Origin of the sequence: Janthinobacterium leeuwenhoeki, assembly GCF_051380795.1 — a bacterium.
In the GTDB taxonomy this organism is placed as follows: Bacteria; Pseudomonadota; Gammaproteobacteria; order Burkholderiales; family Burkholderiaceae_D; genus Janthinobacterium.
In genome coordinates this window covers 250312-273606 of record NZ_JBNYXT010000004.1, presented here as the reverse complement: position 1 = coordinate 273606, position 23295 = coordinate 250312, and the positions used below count along the sequence as shown (strand labels likewise).

Below are 23295 nucleotides of genomic sequence, written 5' to 3'. Positions count from 1 at the left end.
GAGACGGTAACGGTTTTATTCGCGCCGGCATCCTTGGTCGCAAAGTGGCCGACACCCTGGCCACCCAGGGTGACGTTGTCCCCCGCGATCATGCCGGAGTACGCCACGTTCGCCGTATTCAAGGTCGCCGTCGTCGTCGCATCGTAGGTTTTGTCCACGGCGCCGATGCCCGTCAGGGTGATGCCCTTGGCGGTGACGGTATAGCTGCTGCCCGCCGTGCCCAGCACATTGTAGTTGATGGACGAGCCGCCATTATTGCTGCTGCCCAGCATGAGGCCCGTGGCGCTAGCCAGCGCCGCTCCTGCTTGCACATTCTTGCTGGCCAGGTTGGAAACATCGCCGGAACCGCTGACGCTGAAAGTCTGTCCCGCCACGCCGGTTGCCGTCAGCGTGCTGCCCGCGACAGCCGCCGAGCCATCGTAGGCCTTGCCGCCAGACAAGACCAGGTCGGCCTTGTGGATGGTGGCCGTCACGCCGGCCGGCTGCACCAGGTTGTAATTGCCCGCATCCATGCCCGTCAGCGCATAGCCGCTGACGCTGACGGTTTTTCCAGTACCGGCATTGGCGTCGGCAAAGCTGCCGCTACCCGTGCCGACGAGCGAGACGACGTCACTCAGCAAGCCGTTCACGCCGGCCGTGCCGCTCAGTGTTGCGCCGGCGCTTGCATCATAGGTTTTATTCACGGCGCCTATGCCCGACACCGCCAGGTCCGCCTTGCCGATGGTCGCCGTCAGGCCCGTCGGTTGCGTGACGACGTAGTTGCCGGCGTCCACGCCGCCCAGGCTGAAGCCAGAGACGGTAACGGTTTTATTCGCGCCGGCATCTTTGGTTGCAAAGTGGCCGACACCCTGGCCACCCAGGGTGACGTTGTCCCCCGCGATCATGCCGGAGTACGCCACATTCGCCGTATTCAAGGTCGCCGTCGTCGTCGCATCGTAGGTTTTGTCCACGGCGCCGATGCTCGTCAGGGTGATGCCCTTGGCGGTGACGGTATAGCTGCTGCCCGCCGTGCCCAGCACATTGTAGTTGCCCGCCAGGCCGCCATTGCCGCTGCTGCCCAGGCCGAGACCCGTGGTGCTGCCCAGTGCCGCACCGGCTTGCACATTCTTGCTTACCAGGTTGGACGCGTCGCCGGCGCCGGTGACGCTGAAGGTCTGTCCGGCCACGCCAGTGGCCGTCAGCGTGCCGCCCGCCACGGACGTGCCGCCGTCGTAGGTCTTGCCGCCCGACAGGATCAGGTCGGCCTTGTGGATGGTGGCCGTCACGCCGACCGGCTGCACCAGAGTGTAGTTGGCCGCATCCATGCCCGTCAGCGCATAGCCAGTGACGGCGACGGTTTTTCCAGTACCGGCGTTGGCGTCGGCGAACGTACCAGTGGCGGCGCCACCGGCCAGGGACACGATATCGCCGCCAACCAGGTCTGACGCCGAAATGCCCGCCCCCGTGAGCGTGGCGCTGGTCGTGCCATCGTAGGTCTTGTCACTGGCGGACAAGCCGCTGACGTTGATGCTTTTGGGCGTGATCGTCCCCGTTTTGCTGTCGAGGCCATTCAGGTAATAGTGCCGGCCAACATGGGCAATCGTGGTGCCGCCGCCACTGAACGTGACGCCAGTGATCGTCACCGACTTGTTGGCGCCGGCATTCTTGTCGGCAAAAGTGGCCGCCTGGCCGGCAGTATTGAGCGTCAGTCCGGTCGGCATGGTCAGCAAGCTGTTGAGCCCGGCCAATCCGGCGTTCATCGTGCCGTCATAGACTTTGGGTGCTATCGTAGCGCTCAAATTGACTGCCATATAAGCAGTCAGCTGACCGGGATTGTTGATGTACAGCGTATAATCCGTCGGCGTGTCATAGCTGCTCGGGTTGTAATAGATGCTGACGGCGCTTGCACCACCTACGAGGAAAATATTGCTATGAATGGCGCTGGGGTCGTCAAAAATGACCGTGCCCATGCCCCTGGCGCCATTGTCGGCCCTCAGCACGATGTTGCCGCCCCCTTGAGCCTCGATGCCTCCGCCAAGATCGTTGAACGTTCCCGCAAAAGGTACATTATGAGTTAATTTGAACTGAACATGGCGATAGGCACTCAGCGTCAGCGTCGTATTGCTGGTCCAGTTAGGGATGCTGGGATAGCCGACGACGGAGTAGTCATTGCCGAAACCGATGCCATCGAGGATGATGATATCGCCATTGCCGGCGCTGCCAGGGGTACACGTCGTGCCCGTGCAACTGGCGGAAGCGCCGGTGGTCTTGATGGTCACGTTGCCACTATTGAGCGCCGTCGACAGGACGCGCGTGTCGATATTGATGCCGTAACCATTTCCCCAGATACTGGCATTGCCGATCAGGATATCATCGGGGTCGAGCAGCCATTCTCCCGCCGCGCCGTGCGGCGCAGCCGTACTGACGGCGGCGCTGGCGTTGACGTTCAAGGCCTTGCCGGAGGTCTCCACCTTGCCACCGTTGCCGGCAAGCGCGCCGCCGCGCGCCGTGATACTGCCATTGAATTGCGTGCTGTTGTCGGACCAGACCGCCACATTGCCGCCATTGCCGCGGCTGATGGCATCGGCCTTGATCGAGGCGCCAGCGTCGACCAGGGTGGTGTGCGCGCGTTGCTCGCTGCCGCCACCGAGGAAATTGCCGCCGACCAATGCCGTGCCGCCGCCCTCGCCAGACACGTCAATCACGCTGCCTGCCGCCAGCTTGACCGTGCCACCCAGCACTTTCGCGCTGCCGCCGCCTGCGCCGCCGCTACCGGACGCGTCGAGCGTGCCGCTATTCGTCGCGCTGCCCGCACTGCCCGCCGCCAGCACAATGGAACCGTTGACATTCTGCACGCTACGCGCCTGAACGATGCCCGTGTTATTGATCACGCTGGCCAGCAGCGCATCCCTGGCACCGGCAGAAAGCCAGACCGCGCCGCCGTCGGCCTTGATGAGGCCGCCATTTTCGGCCAGGTTGTTCAGCGTGCTCTGCTTGACCTGCATATGCACCAGGCTATCGCCGGCGAACGACAGCGTGACGTCGCTGCCGGCGCCCAGCGCCGCCGCACCCGCACCCGCGTTGATGCTGCCTTGATTGCTGACCGTATTGGCGATGAGAGCAACATAACCGCCATGGGCCGCATTGATGGTCCCCTGGTTGATGATGCTGCCCTTGCCGCTGCCGCTGAAATGGCGCGTCGCGCCATTCAGGTCCGCATCGCCGATATCGAGCGTGGAGGCCACCAGGCCACCGACGTTGATGTGCGATCCGGCGCCAAACAGCACGCCATTCGGGTTGATCAGGTAGACCTGGCCATTGGCATTGAGGCGGCCGAAGAACTGCGTGGCGTTCGTGTCGCCGATGCGGTTGACGGCAATGGCGCTGGCCGACGGCTGGACGAAATTGACCGTTTCCTGGCCCGTGGTATTGAACGACTGCCAGTGCAATGACAGGTTCTGGCTCGCTTGCGTCACCGTGGTGGCGGCACCGTTCTGGCTGATGAAGCCCTTGCCGGCGGTCACCTGACCGCCTGCCGGCCCCGCCATGGCGACAGGGGCGGCGGCCAGCAAGGCGCTGAAGAGGATACTGCGATTGGCGGCCTTGCCCCGGCCCCTGGTACGTTCCGGCACGATGACCCAGGCGTGGTGCACATGGCTCCAGATGAGTCGATAAATTCTGTTCATGGAAGCATGGCGCATGGTGGTTTCTCTGGTTGGCGGCTCGATGCGCAGATGGCATGCCGCTTGTTGTCTGTACGTTAATTAATTGGCAGAAAATCTGCCCAAATGCTCGGCAACCCGCCGGTCAAGCACGGGCCTCCACTCTGCCGGCATCACTTGATTGACCAGTTGAGCAATACGCTCGATCTCGGCCAGTGTTGCCGCATTGTTTGTGGTGGCTCTGGCAGCGCTGTTCCACATATATATCTTCGCCAGGCTGGCCGGCGTCAGCGCACCAGTGGCCGGGTCCGGCGCGCTGTTGGCATACAGAATGGCCACCGGCAAATAGGCCGGGGCATACCCTTCGGCAGCGGCATGCTCCAGCAATGACAGGGCCAGCGCCGGATTGGCGTCGCCGCCCTCGCCCTGCCCCAGCATCACGCCCAGGCGGTATTGCGCCAGATGGTCGCGGTTTTCCGCGGCCTGCTGATACCAGTAACGCGCGGCCGCCAGATTCTGCGGCACTTCCGTTCCATCCTTGTAATAATCGGCGATGCGCAGCATGGCCGGCGCCGAGCCTGCCTGCGCCGCTTGCGCGCACAGCCCCAGGCCGTGCTCGACATCCTTGCCGACGACCTGCCCGCGGATGTACATCTGACCGGCAGAACACAGCGCATAGGCGATGCCCGCCTGCGCCGCCTTGCGGTACGACGCTTCGGCCGCCTTGCCGTCGGCCGCCTGGCCGCCCCCTCCAGCCAGGCAATCGCCAAAAAACTGATGCGCGGCCGGAATGTTGCCCTGCGCAGCCTTGCCGAACCAGGCGCAGGCGGCGGCCGGATTGCGCGCGCGGCCCCACCCTTCGCGCTCGATCAAGCCCAGGTTGAATTGCGCCAGGGGGTTGCGGGCGGCGACGCGTGCGTATGCCTTGTAGGCAAGCGCATATTCGTGAGCGGCCAGTGCCTTGTCGGCCTGCTTCAATTCAGTGCTCAGCTCGCGTGGCGCGGCGCCGGCCTGTAACGCGACAAGCAGCGCTGCGATCAGCGCTGCAACAGCCAGGATACGCAAAGTAAATGCTCCAGATAAAGTTATCAGTGGTGGCATGCGCATCCACATGCCACCGGTTCAAGGACGATCAGATCGTCAAGGGCAAGCTTAGTCCCGGCTTGGATACATGCCGTTGGTGGCCGCGATGTAGTACGTCAATGCAATGTAAGACGGCCTGTTATCAATTGCATCACCGCCGCCGAAGGTAATCGTCGGGCCTGCGGCCGTTGCGGTGCCGCTAATGGCGCCTGCCAGCGTCTGGGCGGCTATCGACACACTGGCCGTGCTGGCAGGAACCGTGACCGACACGCTGCCGCCGCTGATGGCGCCGGCATTCAGCGTCGCATCCGGTGCCGACGAGACATAGATGCTGGACGAAGCAGCAGGTGCCTTGCCCAGGTAGGCGCCCGAAGGTGAAGCGACGCCGTTGGTCGTATTGGCCACATTCATTTTCAAGTCCGTTACCGTGCCGGTGCCCGTGGCAGCGGCAATGGCTACCGTGCCGTTCAGCGCAGGTAAGTCCACGCTGACCTTCAGCTTGCTCAGATCGACTGGAATGGCGCCCACCTTGATGGAAAACGGTGGCAACTGTGCAACTGTCAGACTGATGGCATCGTTCCCCGCCTTGTCGCCGGCCATGTAGCTCGTGCCGTTGGCGCCAACCACGAACCTGCCGCGCAGGTCAGGCAGCTTGAACATGCTCGTGCCAGTGTTGCCGTAAGTAGTGCCGATCAGCGAATACAGCGCCGCATTGGCATTGATTGGCATGTCCTGGCCGGCGGCCAGCACGTACTGCCGATTGAAACTGCCGAAATTGAATGGCACGGCCATGATGCAGATGCTCGCCAGGACGGGGGTGTCGGAACAGGCATAGCTGTTCGGCGTCCAGGCGGCCGATACGATGCCGGCGATCAGTGCGGCGCGAGAAAAGTGCTTCTTGACTACAGATTTCATTACTTCCCCTTTATGTTATGTAAAGCAATCGTTTTATGTACTGCGTAAACTTTTTGCATTGCCAGTGCGCTTGAAGGTCATCGATGCACCTGCCCTTCACTAGCCGCCAGCGCCAGGATGAAGAATTTTTTCCAGAATGCTTACCAGCTCCGCAATCCGCCGCTGAGCATCCTTGAGTTCGATAACGCCGGAAACAGTCGGGCCGTGTCCGATGGCAGGAAAATCCTCGCCGAGAATCTCGGCGATATACGCCTTGACATGCTCGATCCCTGCCATGGCCAGATACGCCGCCGCCGTTGCCGGGGCAGGACCTGGAGGCGCGCCTGGAAGTTGCGCGCCCGGCAGCGCGGCATACAGTGTTTTCGAGGCGGCAGAATCGGCCAGTGCAGCCAGCACCACGCCATACATCAGTTCCGGCAGCTTTACCCCGCCTTCGGCATCGGAGTTGCCATAAATGGTCAGCAATTGCAGCAGCGTGCCCAGCGACCAGGCATGCGGCACGATATCGTACTGGTTGTGGATCAAGACGTTCCAGCTCTGCCAGGGTTGCTCTCCGCCAGCCTGGCGCGGAAAGGCGCAGGCAAAGCGCCTGGAAAAACTGCCATTGCCGGGAGACGCGCCCGCGGTCGGGTAAACCAGTACCCGTTCAAATGCCGACAAGGCGCCGTGTTCCTTCAGGTACAGGGCAAACGTCGGGGCCAGCGCGCCGGCAAGGCTATGCCCGGTGAACACGATGCGCGCGCCTTCGCTGAGCGTGCCATTGAGCTGTCGGATAAAGTCGGACAGACTGGTTTTTCCATGCGCCGGATCTGTTGGCGTCAGCGCTGCAATATGTGCCACGCCAGTCGCCGTGCCTTTGGAAATGAGCGGCATGAGAGCATCGTGTGAAACGGCTGTGGCAGACGGTACTGCGGGATGGTATTGCGTCCAGTTGACGGTTGAAGACACCGTGAAATCTTCCACGATCCAATCATAACCGGAGATGAAATTGGTGGCGGCAATGGCCACGACATACGTTGCAGCCCTGGTCCCATCCTCATATATTACTTCCGGGTTGTAGAAAACCAGCGCCGCATTGTGCGCCACCCTGGAGTCTGCTCCGCGCCACACGGCCGGCCCCCAGGCGATTTGCCAGCCGCTCCCCAGCCCCGCCGTCACCACCGGCATGGGCAACGTCGCCTGGATATTCGCCGCAAGCTGGGCTTCCAGCGGGTCGCCATGCGAGCCCGGGGTATAACGCTCGTTTGCTATGTAGTCAGAAGCCAGATTCGACAACAACGACAGGGCGAACGTCTGCTGAAAAACATCAAAATTTGCTGGCATGATCTCTTTCTTGTCCAAGGACTTTCGTGAAAAAAGCGGAACGCTGGGGAATAGAAACGGCGCCAACTACAGTGGGTCAGCTGGTTTTTTTCTCGCCAGGATGGATATGCAGACATTTTTTTCCGATACCAGAAACAGGAAAGCCGGATGCATGGAGAGAGAATCGGGGTATGTCCATTGTTTCCTTTGGCAATATCTTTATCGGGTTCAATTTGCCTAAGTATAGTGAGTGGCTTACTTAAATAACAAACCACCAATACCCACAGGAAGTGACCAATTGTGACGCCGTCCAGCACCTCCTTATGGACGAGGGAGGAATGAGGCCAGACCATTCAATTCATTGGCGGCATCGGATAATCGGCATATTGCGCACCTCGTCTTTCATAGTGCGTCTTATATACAGCATCGTCCGAAGGGATTGAATGGTGGCGTGGATGGCTGATAAAGTTCAAATATTGAAGTAAGGTGCGCCACTATATTGATGTAGATCAATCAATTTTTGTATCGTGTGCAGCAGAATAGGATCATTCGCAAGTCTCTATGCAAGAGACCATGGCTCACGCCCTGCGTCCTGCACTACGCATGACCAACTTCAAAAGGAATACCATGACACCCACTACCATGAAAGCCGCCGTCGTCGAAGAACTGGGCCAGCCGCTGGTGCTGCGCGAGGTACCCGTGCCGGTGCCCGGCCCCGGCCAGATCCTCGTCAAGACGGAAGCGTGCGGCGTCTGCCACACGGATTTGCATGCGGCGCGTGGCGACTGGCCCGTCAAGCCGTCGCCGCCGTTCATTCCCGGCCATGAAGGCATCGGCCTGGTGGTGGCCATGGGCACGGGCGTGACCGAGGTGCAACTGGGCGACCGGGTCGGCGTGCCCTGGCTTTACTCGGCTTGCGGGCATTGCGAACATTGCCTGGCCGCCTGGGAAACCGTGTGCGCCGAGGCGCAGTTCGGCGGCTACACCAAGAATGGCGGCTTCGCCGAATACATCCTGGCCGACCCGCGCTACGTCGCGCATATTCCGGACGGGCTGTCCGCCGTGCAGGCGGCGCCCATCATCTGCGCCGGCGTGACCAGTTACAAGGGCATCAAGGAAACGGGCGCGCGGCCGGGCCAGTGGCTGGCCGTGTCCGGCATCGGCGGACTGGGCCACCTGGCCGTCGAATATGCGCTGGCCATGGGCTTGCGCGTGGCGGCCGTCGATATCGATGAAGGCAAGCTGGAACACGCGCGCGCCCTGGGCGCCGAAGTGACCATCAATGCGCGCCAGGGCGACCCCGTGGCAGCCTTGCGCGAAGCGACGGGAGGCGGCGCCCACGGCGTGCTGATCACGGCGCCGTCGATCAATGCCTTCCAGCAAGGGGTGGCGATGACGCGCAAGCGCGGCACCTGCGTGCTGGTGGGCTTGCCGCCGGGCGACTTCCCCACGCCGCTGTTCGACGTGGTGGCCAATTGCGTGACGATACGCGGCTCTTTTGTGGGTACGCGCCAGGACATGGCCGAGGCGCTCGCCTTCGCCGCCACTGGCAAGGTCAAGGCCGGCATCGAATTGCAGCCGCTGTCGGCCATCAACGATATCTTCAACCGCCTGGAACATGGCAAGGTCGCTTCGCGCGTGGTGCTCGATTTCAGCAGCAACTGATCAGTACTGCGGCCGCGCGGGCGGTGTGCTCTATGCTGCGACGGCAAGGAATTGCCGTTGCTATAATGGCATATCATAATGAACACATCGAGGACACAGAAATGAAGAAATCCCTCTGCGGCCTACTGGCCTGCGCCGCCCTTGCCTGGCCACTTGCTGCCCGCGCGGCTGACCCGGCTGCGCCTTCGCTGCCCGGACACTATTACCTGCAAGGCGTCATGGAAACGGGCTCCGAACTGCTGCTGAAAAAGGACGGCACCTTCGAATGGATGCTCAGTTATGGCAATACCGACGAGCAAGCCAGCGGCGAGTGGCGCGTTGCCGGCGACATGGTGACCCTGGTGGCGGGCAACGGCGGCAAGGAGCCGCAGTTTCGCGTGTTCGAGGAATCGGAAATGCGCATCCAGAAACCCGCCGAAGCGGGCTTGTGGGTGGCCATCGTCGGCTTCCCCCAACTGGGGCCGATGGCCGGCGTGGAAGTGAAGTTCGAAGCGCACAGCGGCAAGACGGCCACGGCCATCAGCGTGGCGAACGGCGACGCCATCGTCCGCATGCCGGCGTCGGAGCGCTGGGTGCGCGCCGGCTTGCGCCGCCAGGGGGCAAAAGTCGACTATCAATGGCTGGCCGTGCCGCCCGAGCGCGCACAGGAACGCATCGCCGCCTTCGCCGTCACCGACTCAAAGTGGCTCAGAGGGCAGGCATTTCAGAAGCTGGCCTTGCGCGTCGTCAAGGGTGGCCTGAAAGTGGATGATGCGGACAATGGCCTGGCCAGGGGCCTGTACGCGAAACCGGCATCCAAGCCATAGGCTTCACTCCCCCTCGTTCCATTCTCCAGGCACGCTGCCCTGATCAAGCATATTGACCAGGGCAGCGCTGTTTGCCGCCACGCGCAGCCGCGCGCCGTTGACACCCCGCACGGTCTGTCCTATAGTCGCCGGGTTAACGACAAATGAGAATGAGAATCATGTTCAATTCTATCAAGAAATGGCTCGTCTGCTACCCGCTCGTGGCCGCCAGCCTCAGCCTGTTGCTGGCCGGAGGCGCGCAGGCGCAAGCGACCGATGCCAGCGCCGGTGCCAAGCAATTGTGGCAATTGATTGACTACGTTGCCGTCGATTACAGCGGCGCCGTCGAGCACGGCAAGGTGGTCAGCGAGGCGGAATACGCGGAAATGCTCGATTTTACGGACAACGCGACGACGCAGATCACCGCCCTGCCCGCCCACGCCTCGCAGGCGGTCATCGCCGCCGCCATCGCCGACCTGCGCCAGGCCGTCGTGGCCAAGGCGGACGGCGTGGAAGTCAAACGCCTGGCACACCACGCGAATGGCTTGCTGATTGCTGCCTACCCGATTCCCGTAGCGCCGAAAGTACTGCCCAATCTGGCGCGCGGCGCGGCCCTGTATGCGGCCCAGTGCGCTTCGTGCCATGGCGTGGCCGGCGGCGGCGATGGTCCGCTGGCAGCCAGCCTGGAACCGAAGCCGATCGCTTTCACGGATGGCGAACGGGCGCAGTCGCGCAGCCTGATGGCGCTGTACCAGGTCATTTCGCAAGGCGTGGCCGGCACCTCGATGGCCAGTTTCGGCCAGTTGTCCGAAAACGAGCGCTGGGACCTGGCTTTCTATGTCGGCGGCATGTCGCACGATGCGGCGGCGAGCGTGCGCGGCGAAAAGCTGTGGCAGGACGATCCGCGCAGTAAAAACCTGTACGCCGACCTGGCCGCAGTGACGACCCTGACGCCGGAAGCCGTTGCCGCCAAGCTCGGTGCAGACGAGGCGCAAGCCTTGACGGCGTACTTGCGCAGCAACCCTGGCAAGGCCGAGGCGCACAAGCCGGCCGGCCTGGCCCCGTCGCGTTTGCGCCTGGCGGAAAGCCTGGCCGCCATGCACGCGGGCGACCGCGCGGGCGCCACCCGCCTGGGCCTGTCGGCCTACCTGGACGGCTTCGAGCCGATTGAGCCGATGGTCGGCGCGCGCAACAAATCGCTGCTGCTGGCGGTGGAAAACGCCATGCTGGCTTACCGATCCGCCGTGGCCAAGGGCACGCTGGCCGACGCCGACGCGGCGGGCGAAAAGCTGCAGCAACTGTTTACCCACGTGGAAGCGGAACTGGGCGACGCCAAGGCCGAGCCGATGACGACCTTTGTCGGCGCCCTGACGATCTTGCTGCGCGAAGGCGTGGAAGCGCTGCTGATCGTGATCGGCATCATCGCCTTCCTGCGCAAGGCCAAGCGCAATGATGTGCTGCCCTATGTGCATGCGGGCTGGGCCAGCGCGCTGGTGGCAGGCGGCCTGACATGGGTGGCGGCAACGTATTTGGTGACCATCAGCGGCGCCAGCCGTGAAGTGAGCGAGGGTCTTGGGTCCGTGTTTGCTGCCCTGGTCCTGCTCAGCGTGGGCTTGTGGATGCACCAGAAGAGCAGCGCCGGACGCTGGCAGGAATACCTGCACGAGAAACTCACGGCAGCGATGTCGCGCCGCTCCGCCTGGGGCCTGTTCGCCCTGGCCTTCATCGCCGTCTACCGCGAAGTCTTTGAAACCGTGCTGTTCTATTCAGCCCTGGCGGCGGATGGCAACGGCGGCGCCCTGCTGGGCGGCTTCCTGGTAGCCATCGTGCTACTGGTCGTGATCGCCTGGGCACTGCTGCGCACGAGCGCCCGCATGCCTATCGGCAAGTTCTTCTCGTGGACTTCCGCCTTCGTTGCCGTACTGGCCGTGATACTGATGGGTAAAGGCGTGGCCGCGCTGCAGGAAGCGGGCTGGGTCGGCGTCACCCCCGTCGATTTCATGCGCATCGACCTGCTGGGCATCCTGCCCACGGCGGAAACCCTGCTGGCGCAGGCGGCCATCCTGGTCATCATCGTCGCCGGCTATGGCTGGAACCGCGTGGCGGCAGGCAAGCGCAAGCCAGCCTGATCCAGAAGTACCGGCACGAGCAAGCTGTTCCTTCCGGTACTGGCGTGAGCAATGCCCTATGCCGGGTGAAGCGCTGCGAACGATTCGGCAAACAGGTCGGGCTGGTAACCGGCGGCATTGAACAGATGAGCGCAAGATTCGTCAATCGCGGCGCGTAACCTTGCCTGATCAACTCCCGGCACGACGCCACCGCGTTTGCGTACGCGCCCGCCGATAATGACGGTATCGATGTTGCTGCGCTCTGCCGCGTGCACCACGGTACCGATGGCGTTGTTGACCGGGTACAGGTTGAGGTCGCTGGTGCGTATCAGTACCAGGTCGGCCTGCTTGCCTGGCGCCAGGCTGCCGATGCGCCCTTCCAGCCCCGCGCAAGCGGCGCCGTCGATCGTGGCAGCTTCCAGCAGCCGGAACGCATTCGTTGGCGCCGGCGCATGGTGATGTCCATGCAGGCGCTGGCCATGCCCCATGACCCGTTGCAGGTAGAAGGCCACACGCATTTCCATGAACATATCGCCACTATATGAGGTCTCGTTGTCGACACTCAGCCCAGGGCGTATGCCGTGGTGGAGCGCCGCTTGCCAGGCGTACATGCCGTCCTCGATACCATAGTGGGCATCCGAACGGGGACAGACATTGACGCGCACGCCTGCCTCGCGCAAGATTTTCCAGCCCGATTCCGGCAGGCAAGTGCAGTGGTTGAAAATGTTGTCGCTGCCAAGCAAGCCCTGCTGGTGCAGACCTTCGAGCTCGGCGGCCATGCCTCCGCCAAAAAACTCGGTCACGATGGGAATACCCAGTTTTCGTGCAACGGCCCACTGCTCCGGTTCCAGCTGCGCCATCATGGCCAGTGTCACCAGGCTGTCGGATTTGGTGAAATACTTGGCCTGCAGCCGTGCGAGGTTGCCTGGCCAATGCGCCTCATCCCATACGCCCGATACAGGTGCCCCAGATGCATGCACCGCGCGGATGCCGGTATCGAGCAGTGCTTCGACTGCCGCGTCGGAGTGCGCCCCTGTGCGGCTGTTGTGGGAGTTGTCGATCACGGTGGTGATGCCGGCATCGATGCAACCCAAGGCCGTGACCAGGTTGCCCACGTAGATGTCGCGCGGCCGGTAGTATTTGGCAAACGAGAAATGCGTGGCGTTGCAATAGTCCTCGAGCGTCGCCGCATTGGGATTGATGCGGCGCAGCTGGCCTTCCCAGGAATGACGATGGGTATCGACCATGCCCGGAATGGCGATCATCTCTGCAGCATCGATTACTTCGGCGCCGTCAGCCTCCAGGTGCAAGCCGATGGCGGCAATGGCGCCATCGGCAATCAGGATGTCGCCCTTGGGCAAATTGCCGATATTGCCATCCATGCTGATGATGGTCGCGCCCCGGATCAGCATCTTGTGGGGGACGGTGGCAAGCGGCGTGAGAATAGGCAGCAATTGGGGGGCGTGTTCAAGCATGGTTAATCCTGTTGCAAGTTATGGGCTGCACGCAGTCTATTGCAGGCAGGCACGCGGAAAAAGTAGCCCCGAGTGTTTTCACCATGCAGAAAATCCGAACAATGTTGAGTTATAGTGCCTTTCCCTTTACCGCTACCGGACAAGACATGGATCGCGTACAAGCAATGCAAGTATTCCTTCGCGTGGTCGAGGGCAGGAGTTTTGTGCGCGCGGCAGAAACCTTGGGCTTGCCTGCCTCGTCGGTCACCGGCATCATCAAGCGGCTCGAAGCACATTTGCAGACGCGCCTGCTGAACCGCTCCACGAGAAACCTCAGCCTGACACCGGAAGGCGAGCGCTACTTTCACCGCTGCCGCGACATACTCGAGCTGATAGCCGACACCGAAGCTAGCCTGCAAGGCTCGAGTGAGCGCCCGCAAGGACGGCTGCGCGTGGATATGCCGGGCGGCATTGCCCATGCCGTGATCCTGCCGCAGTTGCGGCAATTCCAGCAACGCTACCCGGACATCTACCTGATGATTGGCGTCAATGATCGCCAGCTGGACTTGATACAGGAAGGCGTCGATTGCGTCATCCGTACCGGTAGTTTAGAAGACTCGACGCTGATCGCGCGCCGCTTGGGCGAGCTGCGCTGGATCACCTGCGCGGCGCCGTCCTACCTGGCCGAACGCGGTGTTCCCGAGGCTCTGGAGGTTTTGCAGCGACACAGGGCGGTCCACTATTTTTCCACTACACCGCGTCGAGGGGGCGATCTGCATTTCGTCCAAAACGGTATCAGCATTGCCGTGCCGGTTCCTGGCACGGTAGCGGTCAACGAGACTGAGCTGTACATCAAGCTGTGCCTCGACGGCCACGGCTTGATGCAACTGGCCGAGATTCTCGTGAGCGACCATTTGAGGGCCGGAAAACTGGTCGAAGTGCTGGCCGACAGGCGGCCGCCGCCGGTGCCGGTATCGCTACTCTACCCCCATCAGCGCTTTCTATCCCCTGCGATGCGGGCGTTCACCGATTGGACGACCGAGCTGTTTAGCAATACCAGCTTGATTTGACTGCTCTGAGCGCTGCCTCCTGGCGCAGCGCATCGCGTGCACAGCTTTGAAACCACGATATGCACGAGTTGTAGTGCCTTACCAGTAGCCAAGCACCTTCCACCACGTCGTGCCGACGACGGCAAAGATCAGCAATTCCACCACGCACATGATGAAGCCGACGCGCCACCAGTTGCCCATCGTCACGAAGCCGCTGCCAAAGATGATGGGCGAGGTGCCCGTCGCGTAGTGGGTCAGGGTCATCATGATGGCCGAGCCGGCCGTCATCATCAGCATGAACGGCACGTGGTATGCGGCCGGAATCAGGTGCAGGCCCACCGTCAGGAAGGCCAGCAGCATGGCGCTGATGTGGGCCGTCGTGCTGGCAAAGAAGTAATGCGAGAATACAAACACCAGCACCAGGACGGCGGCTATCGGCAGCCAGTCCATGCCGCTGGCGACAATCGCCGCCTTCATGCCGGCCGAGAACCAGGCGATCACGCCCGTCTTGTTCAGCTGCTCGGCCATCATGACCAGGGCGCCGAACCACACCAGGGTATCCCAGGCGCTCTTTTCCGACAGCACGTCGTCCCAGTCGATGGTGCCCGTAATGATCAGCACGAACAAGCCGACAAAGGCGACCACCGTCGCATCGAGCGAAAACGCGGGGCCGAACAGCATGGCGGGCACGTTGGCCCACAGCAGCAGTAACAGGGCGAAGGTGCCCAGCATGACTTTTTCCGATGGCGACAGCGGGCCCATGCTTTTCAGTTCCGCCTTGGCGTAGGTGACGGCGTCCGGCGTCGCTTTCAGTTCCGGCGGCGACAGCCAGTAGATGATCAGCGGCATGAGCAGCAGGCAGACCAGGCCCGGCAGCAGCATGCACAGGGCCCAGGTGGTCCACGTCAGGTGGAAACTCTGGCCGCTGGCCTTGGCCACGAAGTCGACCACCAGCGGATTGGGCGCCGTGGCTGTGAGGAACATCGCCGACGTGATGGGGTTGGCGTGGTAATTGACGAGGGCCAGATAGGTGCCAACTTTACCTTCCGTGCCCTTGGCTGGATCCGAATCGAAGGCATTGGCAATCGATTTCATGACGGGGTGGACGATGCCGCCGCCGCGCGCCGTGTTACTCGGCGTAAATGGCGCCAGCACCAGTTCGCAAATCGCCAGGCCATAGCCGATGCCCATGGTGCGCTTGCCCAGCAGGGAGATGAACAGCAGGCCGATGCGGCTGCCCAGCCCCGTCTTTTTCAGCCCGCGTGAAATCAGGATCGCCACGACGATCAGCCAGATCAGGGGATTCGAGAAACTGCTGAGCGCATCCGTGATGGCGCCCTTGGACGAGGTCGACGTTACTTGCGACAAGGACACGATAACGATGGCCATCATGGCCATCACGCCGATCGGCATGACTTTCAGGATGATCGCCAGGATGGTGGTGAGGAAAATCGCCACCAGGCCCCAGGCCTTGGGCGTCAAGCCGTCCGGCGCCGGCAGCAATAGCATACTCAGCAGCAAGGCGGTGCAGATCAGGGCGGGGACGAGGCGGAATGGCACGGCTTGCTTGAAATGCAGGAACATGTCGCGCAGTGTTGTATACATCTTTATTACCTTTCGCTGTGGGTCAGGCATCCTGGCAAGCGGCATGGTGCGCGCAGAGTCTTGGGCTGGCGCGCAGGAAAAACGCACCTTCAAAGATGACAGATGCCCAACAATTCTGTTCGGCAATATCATACACGCAAGATGTCCCCGTTCCCGGCGCCATTTGGCGCGCCGTTCCGCCAATTGCAAAATCGTTGACCTGCGAGCGACATATGTCGCATAGTGCCCCTCATGTCGCCCAATCCAACGAGGAAGCCAGTGCAGGCACGTAACCATCATATCGACGCCTTGCGGGGGGCGGCCATCCTGTGCGTGCTGCTGCTGCACTTCGCGCTGGCCTATGGCTTGAAGAACAGCCCGCTCTCGGCCTTGCCAGGCTGGCTGCTGGGCGCCGCCTACCAGGGTAATTATGGCGTGACCATGTTCTTCGTTATTTCAGGCTACCTGATCACCTCGACCTCGCTACGCCGCTGGAGCGACCTGGCGCGCATCGACCTGGCCGCGTTCTATCTCTACCGCATCGCCCGCCTGCTGCCGTCTCTGCTGCTGGCCCTGTCCCTCATCGTGCTGCTGGGGGTGCTCGACGTGCCCTTCTTTGCCAATTCGGACGGCGGCAAGGACTTGCCAGCCAGCTATTTCGTCATCGCCATTGCTTCCGTACTAACCTTCTGGCACAACGTACTGATGCAAAGCGCTGGCTATTTCAATTACTGCCTGAACGTGTACTGGTCGCTATCTGTCGAGGAAATGTTTTATCTTCTGCTGCCGCTGTCGTGCCGCTTCCTGCGCCAGCGCCATTGGATCATGCTGCTGTGCGGCGTTGCCATGGTGGCCGGCCCCGTCTATCGCAGCCTGCACGCGGACAACGAAATCTATTTTATGTATGGCTATATCGCGTGTTTCGACGCCATCGCCATCGGCTGCCTGACGGCCCTGCTGACACAACATTGGCAGCCGGGTGCGCGTGCCGGGCAACTCTTGCGCTGGCTAGCGGGCCTGGCCCTGGCGGCCCTGTATGTGCGCGGCATCGGCGGCCATGAAGTCTTCGGCTTCAGTGCGATCTCGCTGGCCAGTGCCGCCTTCATCGTGGGCGCCACGGCGCGCCAGGGGGCCAGCCAGGGCCGCCCCGGTCCGCTGCAATGGCTGGGACGGCACAGCTATGAGCTGTACCTGTTCCATATCATCATACTGGCCGCCATGCGCAATGTGGTCGACAAGGCGGGCCTGGCCTACGCGGAGCGCCTGCCGTGGCTGGCGCTTTTCCTGGCCGCGACGGCGCTGGCGGCCGCCCTCGTCGCCCGCTATGTGTCCGAACCGGCCAATACCGCCCTGCGCCAGCGCTTCCGAGGCGTCGTCACGGCCGTGCCTGCACGCACCGGCGACAGCCCTGGAGCTGCGCCTTGAAAAACTGAGCCAGGTCAAGAGTCCGCATGCCGCCTGCGCGTTTCACGGTGGTTTTCAGCCCAAACTTGCCAACGGCACTATAATGTCGGCACCGCGTGCGGCAGCAATGGCGGCGATAGACGGTAACAATTTCGTGTGGACGCCAGTACAATAGCGACTGGGCCTACACAGGGTTTCACTTTTGCCAGCAGTTGCCAGCAACTAACCATTTTTTTGACCAGCCAACAAATACTATGAGTTCGATGAATGAAGAGCGCGTTTTAAGCGTGCACCACTGGACGGATACCCTGTTCTCCTTTACCACCACGCGCGACCCGTCGCTGCGTTTCTCGAATGGCCATTTCACCATGATCGGCCTGCGCGTCGATGGCAAGCCTCTGCTGCGCGCCTACAGTATCGCCAGCGCCAATTACGAAGACCACCTGGAATTTTTCAGCATCAAGGTGCCGGGCGGCCCATTGACGTCGCGTTTGCAGCACTTGCAAGTGGGCGACACCGTCATCGTCGGCCGCAAGCCGACGGGCACCCTGGTGTCCGACTACCTGCTGCCAGGCAAGCGCCTGTACATGCTGTCGACGGGCACGGGCCTGGCGCCTTTCCTCAGCATCGTGCGCGATCCGGACATCTACGAGCGCTTCGACCAGCTGATCCTCGTGCACGGCGTGCGCCAGGTCGATGAACTGGCCTATCGCGAGCTGCTGGAAGAGCACCTGCCGCAGCACGAATTCCTGGGTGAAATGGTCAGCGACAAGCTGCGCTATTACCCGACCGTGACGCGCGAAGATTTCCGCAACATGGGCCGCATCACGGCACTGATCGAGAACGGCAAGCTGGCCGAAGACCTCGGCTTGCCGGAACTCAATCCTGCCGAAGACCGCGTCATGATCTGCGGCAGCTCGGACATGCTGCGCGACCTGAAAGAAATGCTGGAAGCGCGTGGCTTCAAGGAAGGCAATACCTCGACGCCAGGCGACTTCGTTGTCGAGCGCGCGTTCGCCGAGAAGTAATCCGCAACACCACAGGAGCCGGGCCCCGCCGCTTTTCGCGGCGGGGCCCGGCTTTTTTATTGGTGGATCAACGGGCCAGCGGCGCGCCGCGCTGGTATTGCAAGCCATTCATGAAGCGCTGCACGGGCTGAAAGCCGCCGCTGAGGATATCATCATGCGCCGAGTAATAGCGCGTCTCGATCTTCAGCAGGCCCAGCACGGTCGCATCGAGCTTGTCGGTCTGATATGGCCGGCTTTCCAGCGCGGCGCGCGCGGCCATCGATTGCGGCGCTTGCCGGTTGCTCCAGATCAACATGGGAATTTCATAGCCGCTCTTGTCCGAGGCGGAATGGCCCGCGTGATTGCGGCTGTAGCCCACTTCCTGCCCATGGTCTGAAACGAACAGCAGCGAGGCGGCGCGGTCGGTCTTGGCCTTTTCCGCCATGCCGATCAGCGTGCCCAGCACGTAATCGCCATAGCGGATAGCGTTATCGTACGCATCGCGCTGGTTGCGTATCCAGTCAGACCTGCCCTGGCTGGCCATCTGCGCGCTGACGGCGTCCTGCGCCTGGTCGAAATGCGCAAAGCGGCTGGGATAGCGCATGTCATAACTAGGATGGGCACCCAGCAAGTGCACGACGATCAGCTTTTTCGGCGCGTCGTCGCGCAGCGCATGGGCGAATGGCTGGAACAGGTTGCCGTCGAAATTGTTTTCGCCACGGCCAGTACCGTAGTTGATGAACTCGCTTTCATCGGCCTCGCCCGCCAGCAGACCGATCCAGCCGTCGTTGCGCGTCTGATTAGAGACCCAGAAGGTCTTGTAGCCAGCCGCCTCCGCCAGCATCAGCAAATTCGGCTTGGCCACCCACGCATCGGGGTTGCCAATATCGGCCGGCGTAAGCATCGTCATCATCGATTCCACCGTGCTGGACGCGGGCGAAATGACATCATTGAACACCAGCAGCTTCTCACGCATGGCGTCGAGCCGGGGCGTGGTGGCGCGCGGGTAGCCATACAGCGACATCGAGGCGCGGTTGGTGCTCTCGCCGATCACCAGGATGACGGTGCACGCATCCTCGCCCACATAGCGCACTTGCCAGTCGCGCGGCGCGGCCATGGCAGCCGTCAGCGCATGTTGCATGGACTTCATCGCGTCGAGCTGCGCGCTGTACTGCTGGTAGCGCAGTGGCCAGAACAGGGCCGGATTTTCGCGCCGCATGGTGGTGTTGACGTGCAGCAGCACGAGAAAGACGGCCATGCTGGCAGCAAAGCCTTTTTGCGGCAGGCCCGGCACACTCATAGCGCGCGCCGCTTGCCAGCGCAACAGGTGACGGTCGGCCAGCAGCACCGCCGCCGTCACGAGCACGAACCAACCGGCCGCTTGCGCCAGGGCGACGCTGTTGTGCAGGAAAAACTCGCCCGTTTCGGCTTGATCTGTCGCAAACATGGCTTGTAAGACCGCATTCGGATTCGGCCGCATGCCAAAATATCCACGCAAAAACCCTTTGATGGCCGCGTCGAGGTAAAACACGGGCACCACGATGCGCACCAGGACGCTGATCGCGCTGGCGCTGGTGCTGCTGCGCCAGGCATGCAACACGCCGCCCACGCCCAGCAGGATGGCTGCCAACAACACGCACAATTTCAGGCATTCGTTCGCACTTAACTGATCGAAGAGGAAGAACAGCAGCAGGCCAGCAAGACTTAACAGGACACGCAAGAACAGAATCAGCATGGAGGCAGTAGATAGTAAACGTTCGACGGGGACAGGCCCGAGCGGACGGGCCAGCGATTGTAGCGTAGTCCCTTGCAACGCGGAGCAGCATTTCTTGCGTGCTCCTGACAGAAATTGTCAGTGCTTTTTATTATGATTTCGGCACCAGCAGGCTGGCCATCAGCCTGTACTATTGATATCTCCACCTGCGACAGGACTTTTCATGACCCGTGCCATCACCATACTGACCGAGAACTTTGCCGATTGGGAAACCGCCCTGATCAATTCCACGGCGCGCCTGTATTACGGCTTTTACACGCAGTTCGCCACGCCGGGCGGCTTGCCCGTCACCTCATCCGGCGGCATGCTGGTTACACCGCAACTGGCGCTGGAAGATATTGTGTTCGATGAGCTCGACTTGCTGATGGTGTGTGGCGGCAGCCACTGGCAAAGCGGCAAGGCGCCTGACCTGAGTCCCTTGCTGCGCGCGGCCCGCGCCAAGAATATCGTGCTGGCCGGCATTTGCGACGGCACGCGCGTGCTGGCACAGGCAGGCGTGCTCGACACCGTGCGCCATACTTCCAATGGCGCCGACAACCTGACGCAGACCGGCTATGCGGGCGCCGCCCTGTACCAGGATGTGCCGTGGGCCGTGGCCGACCAGCGCGTCATCACGGCGCCCGGCACGGCGCCCGTCAGCTTTACGGCCGAGGTCTTGCGCGCACTGGGCATCGCTGATGACAACCTGGCCGCCTACCTGGCCATGCACGGCGCCGAGCACGGCAAGACGGCCCGGGCAGAACGCTAGTCGGGGGCCAGCACGCGCAAGCGCGCCACGGCGTGCGTGTTACCCGGGTTCAGTTCCAGCGAGCGGCGGTAATGCGTGATGGCCAGCGCCTTGGCGCCGTCGGCCTCGTAGGCTTCGGCCAGGCTGTCGTGGCCATTTGCCCCTTGCGGATACAGTTGCACACCTAGCTGGAAGACGGCGAGCGCCTGTTTCGGCTGTTGCCGCCCCAGCAAGCGGTAGCCCCAGGCATTCAAGTCATCTTCGGTGGGCGCAGACAGCCCATGCTGGCGCCGGATGGCCGCCAGTTGCTTGTCCAGCCCTTCGAAACCAGCGCCGGCCGCCTGCTGGCGCAGGGCGGGAAGATAGAAGCCGGCGATGGTATCGATCAGCTGTTCCGGCTGGGCGCCGGCCAGGTTGCTGAGGATAATGACGGCCAGGCCATCGTCCGGATACACATAAAAGGCCGAGCGGGCGCCGCCGATGCCGGCCACGGCGCGGTGGCCATCGCGGCCGATAGTGGGCCAGCCCAGCGCCCACGGCGCCGGCTTGCCGTCATTCAAGCTGGTCGGTTGCCACAGCTTTTCCACGCTGGCGGGCGCCAGCAGGCGCCCCGACTGCAGCGCGATGAGCCAGTTGGCCAGTTCGCCCGCATTGCTGTTGATGCCCGCGCCCGCACGCATGAACACGGGAAAGTCTTCGATCACATTGCGGTAGCCCTTGCCGCCCCGCTTCAGCACATAGGAACTGGCCTTGTTGGCGACCACGTCCTTCGCGTCGCCAAAGCCGCTATGCGGCATGCCCGCCGCGTCAAACTGCCCGCGCTGGATGAAAGTGGTCAAGGGCGCCCCGCCTTGCCGCTCGATCAATTGCGCCAGCAACACGTAATTGGTCTGGTTGTAGCGGTAGCGTTCGCCTGGTTTGGCTTCCACGGGCAGCGCCTGCACGGCTGCCCACGCCGCATCGGCATCGTCCGGCTGCGGCCCCACCAGCTTGCCGCTGCGCTGGTCCAGCACGTCAGGCAAGCCAGAAGTATGGTTGAGCAATTGCGTCACCGTCACAGCTTGCCAGGCTGGCGGCAGCCCCGTCAGGTACCGGCCGATGGGCGCCGCCAGGTCGATCTTGCCCTGCTGTACTAGCTGCATCACGGCCACGCCCGCAAACGCTTTCGTTGCCGAATTGATGGAAAACAGACTCGCGTCCGTCACTGGTACCTGGTATTGCAAGCTGGCCAGGCCGAAGTTGCGCTTCAACACGACCTTGCCACCTTGTATCACGGCCAGTTGCAGCCCCGGAATCTGGCGCTCCTGCATTTCGTTGCGCAAGAAGGCGTCAATCTCCTGTTCCGCGCGGGACGCCTGCAGCCCGCTGGCGGGGGCGGCAGTGGCAGCCACGGTGACGGGAGCGGCGATGGCAGCAAGCGCCATAACAAGCAGGGCAGACGGGAGGCGTGGCTTCAAGATGCGGCTTTCGGCAAGAGAAAACGGAACAGCAGCATCCCATACCAATTTACCAACGTCAACGAGAATATTGCTGCTGATAAAGTTACTCTGCCAGCCACACGTCCTCATAGCCTTCCCGGTCGAGAATGAATTTGGCGCCGCTGGGCAAGGCCAGGTAATCGAGCACCTGCGGCAGCATCTCGTGCAAGTGTTCCACATGCAGGGGCTGGTAAAAGCCGCTGGCAGTGTCATGCTCGCCGCAGTGGATGAACCAGCTGATGGTGCCGTTTTCCGGCAGCACGATGCGCGTGCCGTAGATGGGCGACTGGTCCAGGCTGCCGATGGCCAGGGCCACCATGGGCTCGGGCGCCTGGGCCGGCAAGCCGAATTTGTCGCAGATGCGCCGTTGTGTTTCGCTGATCAGTTCAGTCATGGTGTTTCAGGATCCGATGTAGTGGTAATGCAGACGCAGCGCGCCGTCGTGGCCGGACATTTCCAGGTGCAAGGTCGCTTCGCCCGGCTTGCCGTCGGCCAGCAGCAGGCATTCTAGGCCCAGCGGTCCGGCGTCGGTGGCATACACATCGACGCCGGGACGACCACCCTTGCCCGGCACAAAGGCCTCGGCCAGCGGCGCCAGGGACAGGGCCTGGTTCGCCGAAAAATAGCTGTCAAGCATCTCGATGATCTCGTCGGCCACGCCCGGCGACAGGCCCCATTCGCTTTGCAGCGCAACAGGATCGCGCAGGTCCAGCGTCTGCACGAAGGCGGCCGCCTGTGCATATGCCTGTTGCCGCAGGCTGTCGGTCATGCGCATTTCCATGCTGCGACTCCTCTCTCTTGAACAGGCGCCATTATAGTGCGCTCCCTGGTGGATGCCGCACAGTCGCCACGCCAGCAGTTGCATGACAGTACGGCATCCCTGTAAAGTAGGCGGAATGAAAAAGACCTACCATGGCAGTTGCCACTGCGGCGCCGTGCGTTTCGCGGCCGAGATCGACCTGGCAGCCCCCAGCCTGCGCTGCAACTGCTCGTTTTGCCTGAAAGTACGCTGCTGGGCCAGCCAGGTGCCGCCCACAGCCTTCCACCTGCTGGCAGGAGAGGAGGATTTGAGCGAATACCGCTTCGGCGCCGGCCGCGAACGCCACTATTTTTGCCGCCACTGCGGTGTGCGCCCGTTTGGCCGCGGCGATTCTGCCCGGAGCGGCCCGTTTGTAGGCATCGGCGTGAACTGCCTCGACGATGCCTCCGTGGCCGAACTGGCCCAGGTGCCCGTCACCTTTGTCGATGGATGGCATGACGACTGGGACGCGCCGCCGCAGGAAACACGGCATCTGTAAAAATGCAATGTAGAAATGGTT

Annotated in this window: 18 protein-coding genes; 8 read left to right on the top strand and 10 right to left on the bottom strand. The window is 62.3% G+C overall.

All coding sequences use genetic code 11. The features are described from left to right. The 4 genes from ACQ4WS_RS06030 to ACQ4WS_RS06015 all read right to left on the bottom strand — a co-directional run. On the bottom strand, nt 1–3665 hold a 3665-nt coding region (locus tag ACQ4WS_RS06030), incomplete at its 3' end, for a YDG domain-containing protein (protein WP_436474570.1). A 78-nt stretch (nt 3666–3743) separates the two neighbouring features. Then, complete coding sequence (locus tag ACQ4WS_RS06025; RefSeq protein ID WP_436474568.1) at nt 3744–4742, bottom strand: tetratricopeptide repeat protein; 999 nt, start codon at nt 4740–4742, stop codon at nt 3744–3746. Nucleotides 4743–4793: 51 nt separating this feature from the next. Further along, nucleotides 4794–5639: a phage tail protein gene (locus ACQ4WS_RS06020; RefSeq protein WP_436474566.1), complete on the bottom strand. Its 846-nt coding sequence runs from the start codon at nt 5637–5639 to the stop codon at nt 4794–4796. A 99-nt stretch (nt 5640–5738) separates the two neighbouring features. After that, entirely contained in the window at nt 5739–6980 is a 1242-nt protein-coding gene (locus ACQ4WS_RS06015; protein WP_436474565.1) for a lipase family protein, read from the bottom strand. A 588-nt stretch (nt 6981–7568) separates the two neighbouring features. Between ACQ4WS_RS06015 and ACQ4WS_RS06010 the strand changes: the two genes are divergently transcribed. The 3 genes from ACQ4WS_RS06010 to ACQ4WS_RS06000 all read left to right on the top strand — a co-directional run bounded on the left by ACQ4WS_RS06010 (nt 7569) and on the right by ACQ4WS_RS06000 (nt 11520). After that, nucleotides 7569–8606, top strand: a complete 1038-nt coding sequence (locus ACQ4WS_RS06010) for a zinc-dependent alcohol dehydrogenase (RefSeq protein ID WP_436474563.1) — start codon at nt 7569–7571, stop codon at nt 8604–8606. Between the two features lie 101 nt (nt 8607–8707). Then, entirely contained in the window at nt 8708–9412 is a 705-nt protein-coding gene (locus tag ACQ4WS_RS06005; RefSeq protein ID WP_436474561.1) for a hypothetical protein, read from the top strand. A 158-nt stretch (nt 9413–9570) separates the two neighbouring features. Further along, a complete protein-coding gene (locus tag ACQ4WS_RS06000) occupies nt 9571–11520 on the top strand; it encodes an FTR1 family protein (protein ID WP_436474559.1) in 1950 nt (649 codons plus the stop codon). A gap of 56 nt (nt 11521–11576) precedes the next feature. Here the strand turns inward: ACQ4WS_RS06000 and ACQ4WS_RS05995 are convergent, their stop codons facing one another. After that, nucleotides 11577–12974, bottom strand: a complete 1398-nt coding sequence (locus tag ACQ4WS_RS05995; RefSeq protein ID WP_436474557.1) for an amidohydrolase family protein — start codon at nt 12972–12974, stop codon at nt 11577–11579. A 146-nt stretch (nt 12975–13120) separates the two neighbouring features. Between ACQ4WS_RS05995 and ACQ4WS_RS05990 the strand changes: the two genes are divergently transcribed. Then, on the top strand, nt 13121–14023 hold the full coding sequence (locus tag ACQ4WS_RS05990) for a LysR family transcriptional regulator (protein ID WP_436474555.1): 903 nt from the start codon (nt 13121–13123) through the stop codon (nt 14021–14023). A gap of 78 nt (nt 14024–14101) precedes the next feature. Here ACQ4WS_RS05990 and ACQ4WS_RS05985 read toward each other — a convergent pair whose 3' ends face one another. After that, the gene (locus ACQ4WS_RS05985) at nt 14102–15607 is read right to left on the bottom strand and encodes a DASS family sodium-coupled anion symporter (protein ID WP_436474553.1); all 1506 of its coding nucleotides are present in this window, start codon (nt 15605–15607) and stop codon (nt 14102–14104) included. 258 nt (nt 15608–15865) lie between these two features. Between ACQ4WS_RS05985 and ACQ4WS_RS05980 the strand changes: the two genes are divergently transcribed. Both ACQ4WS_RS05980 and ACQ4WS_RS05975 read left to right on the top strand, forming a co-directional pair. Then, nucleotides 15866–17011 carry an acyltransferase family protein gene (locus ACQ4WS_RS05980; RefSeq protein WP_436474552.1) on the top strand — a complete coding sequence of 382 codons (1146 nt, stop codon included), beginning with the start codon at nt 15866–15868 and terminating at the stop codon, nt 17009–17011. A 233-nt stretch (nt 17012–17244) separates the two neighbouring features. Further along, on the top strand, nt 17245–18018 hold the full coding sequence (locus tag ACQ4WS_RS05975; RefSeq protein WP_152280938.1) for a ferredoxin--NADP reductase: 774 nt from the start codon (nt 17245–17247) through the stop codon (nt 18016–18018). 67 nt (nt 18019–18085) lie between these two features. Here the strand turns inward: ACQ4WS_RS05975 and ACQ4WS_RS05970 are convergent, their stop codons facing one another. Further along, nucleotides 18086–19732, bottom strand: coding sequence for a phosphoethanolamine transferase (locus ACQ4WS_RS05970; protein ID WP_436474550.1), 1647 nt, complete (start codon nt 19730–19732; stop codon nt 18086–18088). Between the two features lie 202 nt (nt 19733–19934). Between ACQ4WS_RS05970 and ACQ4WS_RS05965 the strand changes: the two genes are divergently transcribed. Then, complete coding sequence (locus tag ACQ4WS_RS05965; protein WP_436474548.1) at nt 19935–20519, top strand: type 1 glutamine amidotransferase family protein; 585 nt, start codon at nt 19935–19937, stop codon at nt 20517–20519. On the opposite strand, the gene ACQ4WS_RS05960 is transcribed toward ACQ4WS_RS05965, so the two are convergent. The 3 genes from ACQ4WS_RS05960 to ACQ4WS_RS05950 all read right to left on the bottom strand — a co-directional run bounded on the left by ACQ4WS_RS05960 (nt 20516) and on the right by ACQ4WS_RS05950 (nt 22757). Then, complete coding sequence (locus tag ACQ4WS_RS05960) at nt 20516–21922, bottom strand: serine hydrolase domain-containing protein (RefSeq protein WP_436474546.1); 1407 nt, start codon at nt 21920–21922, stop codon at nt 20516–20518. The two genes, ACQ4WS_RS05965 and ACQ4WS_RS05960, sit on opposite strands and share 4 nt — an antisense overlap. A 118-nt stretch (nt 21923–22040) precedes the next feature. Next, nucleotides 22041–22370 (bottom strand): immunity protein Imm33 domain-containing protein, encoded by a 330-nt coding sequence (locus tag ACQ4WS_RS05955; RefSeq protein ID WP_436474544.1) that lies wholly within the window; start codon nt 22368–22370, stop codon nt 22041–22043. Between the two features lie 6 nt (nt 22371–22376). After that, complete coding sequence (locus tag ACQ4WS_RS05950; RefSeq protein WP_436474542.1) at nt 22377–22757, bottom strand: hypothetical protein; 381 nt, start codon at nt 22755–22757, stop codon at nt 22377–22379. 115 nt (nt 22758–22872) lie between these two features. Between ACQ4WS_RS05950 and ACQ4WS_RS05945 the strand changes: the two genes are divergently transcribed. Further along, a complete protein-coding gene (locus ACQ4WS_RS05945) occupies nt 22873–23274 on the top strand; it encodes a GFA family protein (RefSeq protein ID WP_436474540.1) in 402 nt (133 codons plus the stop codon). The last annotated feature ends 21 nt before the right edge of the window (nt 23275–23295 follow it).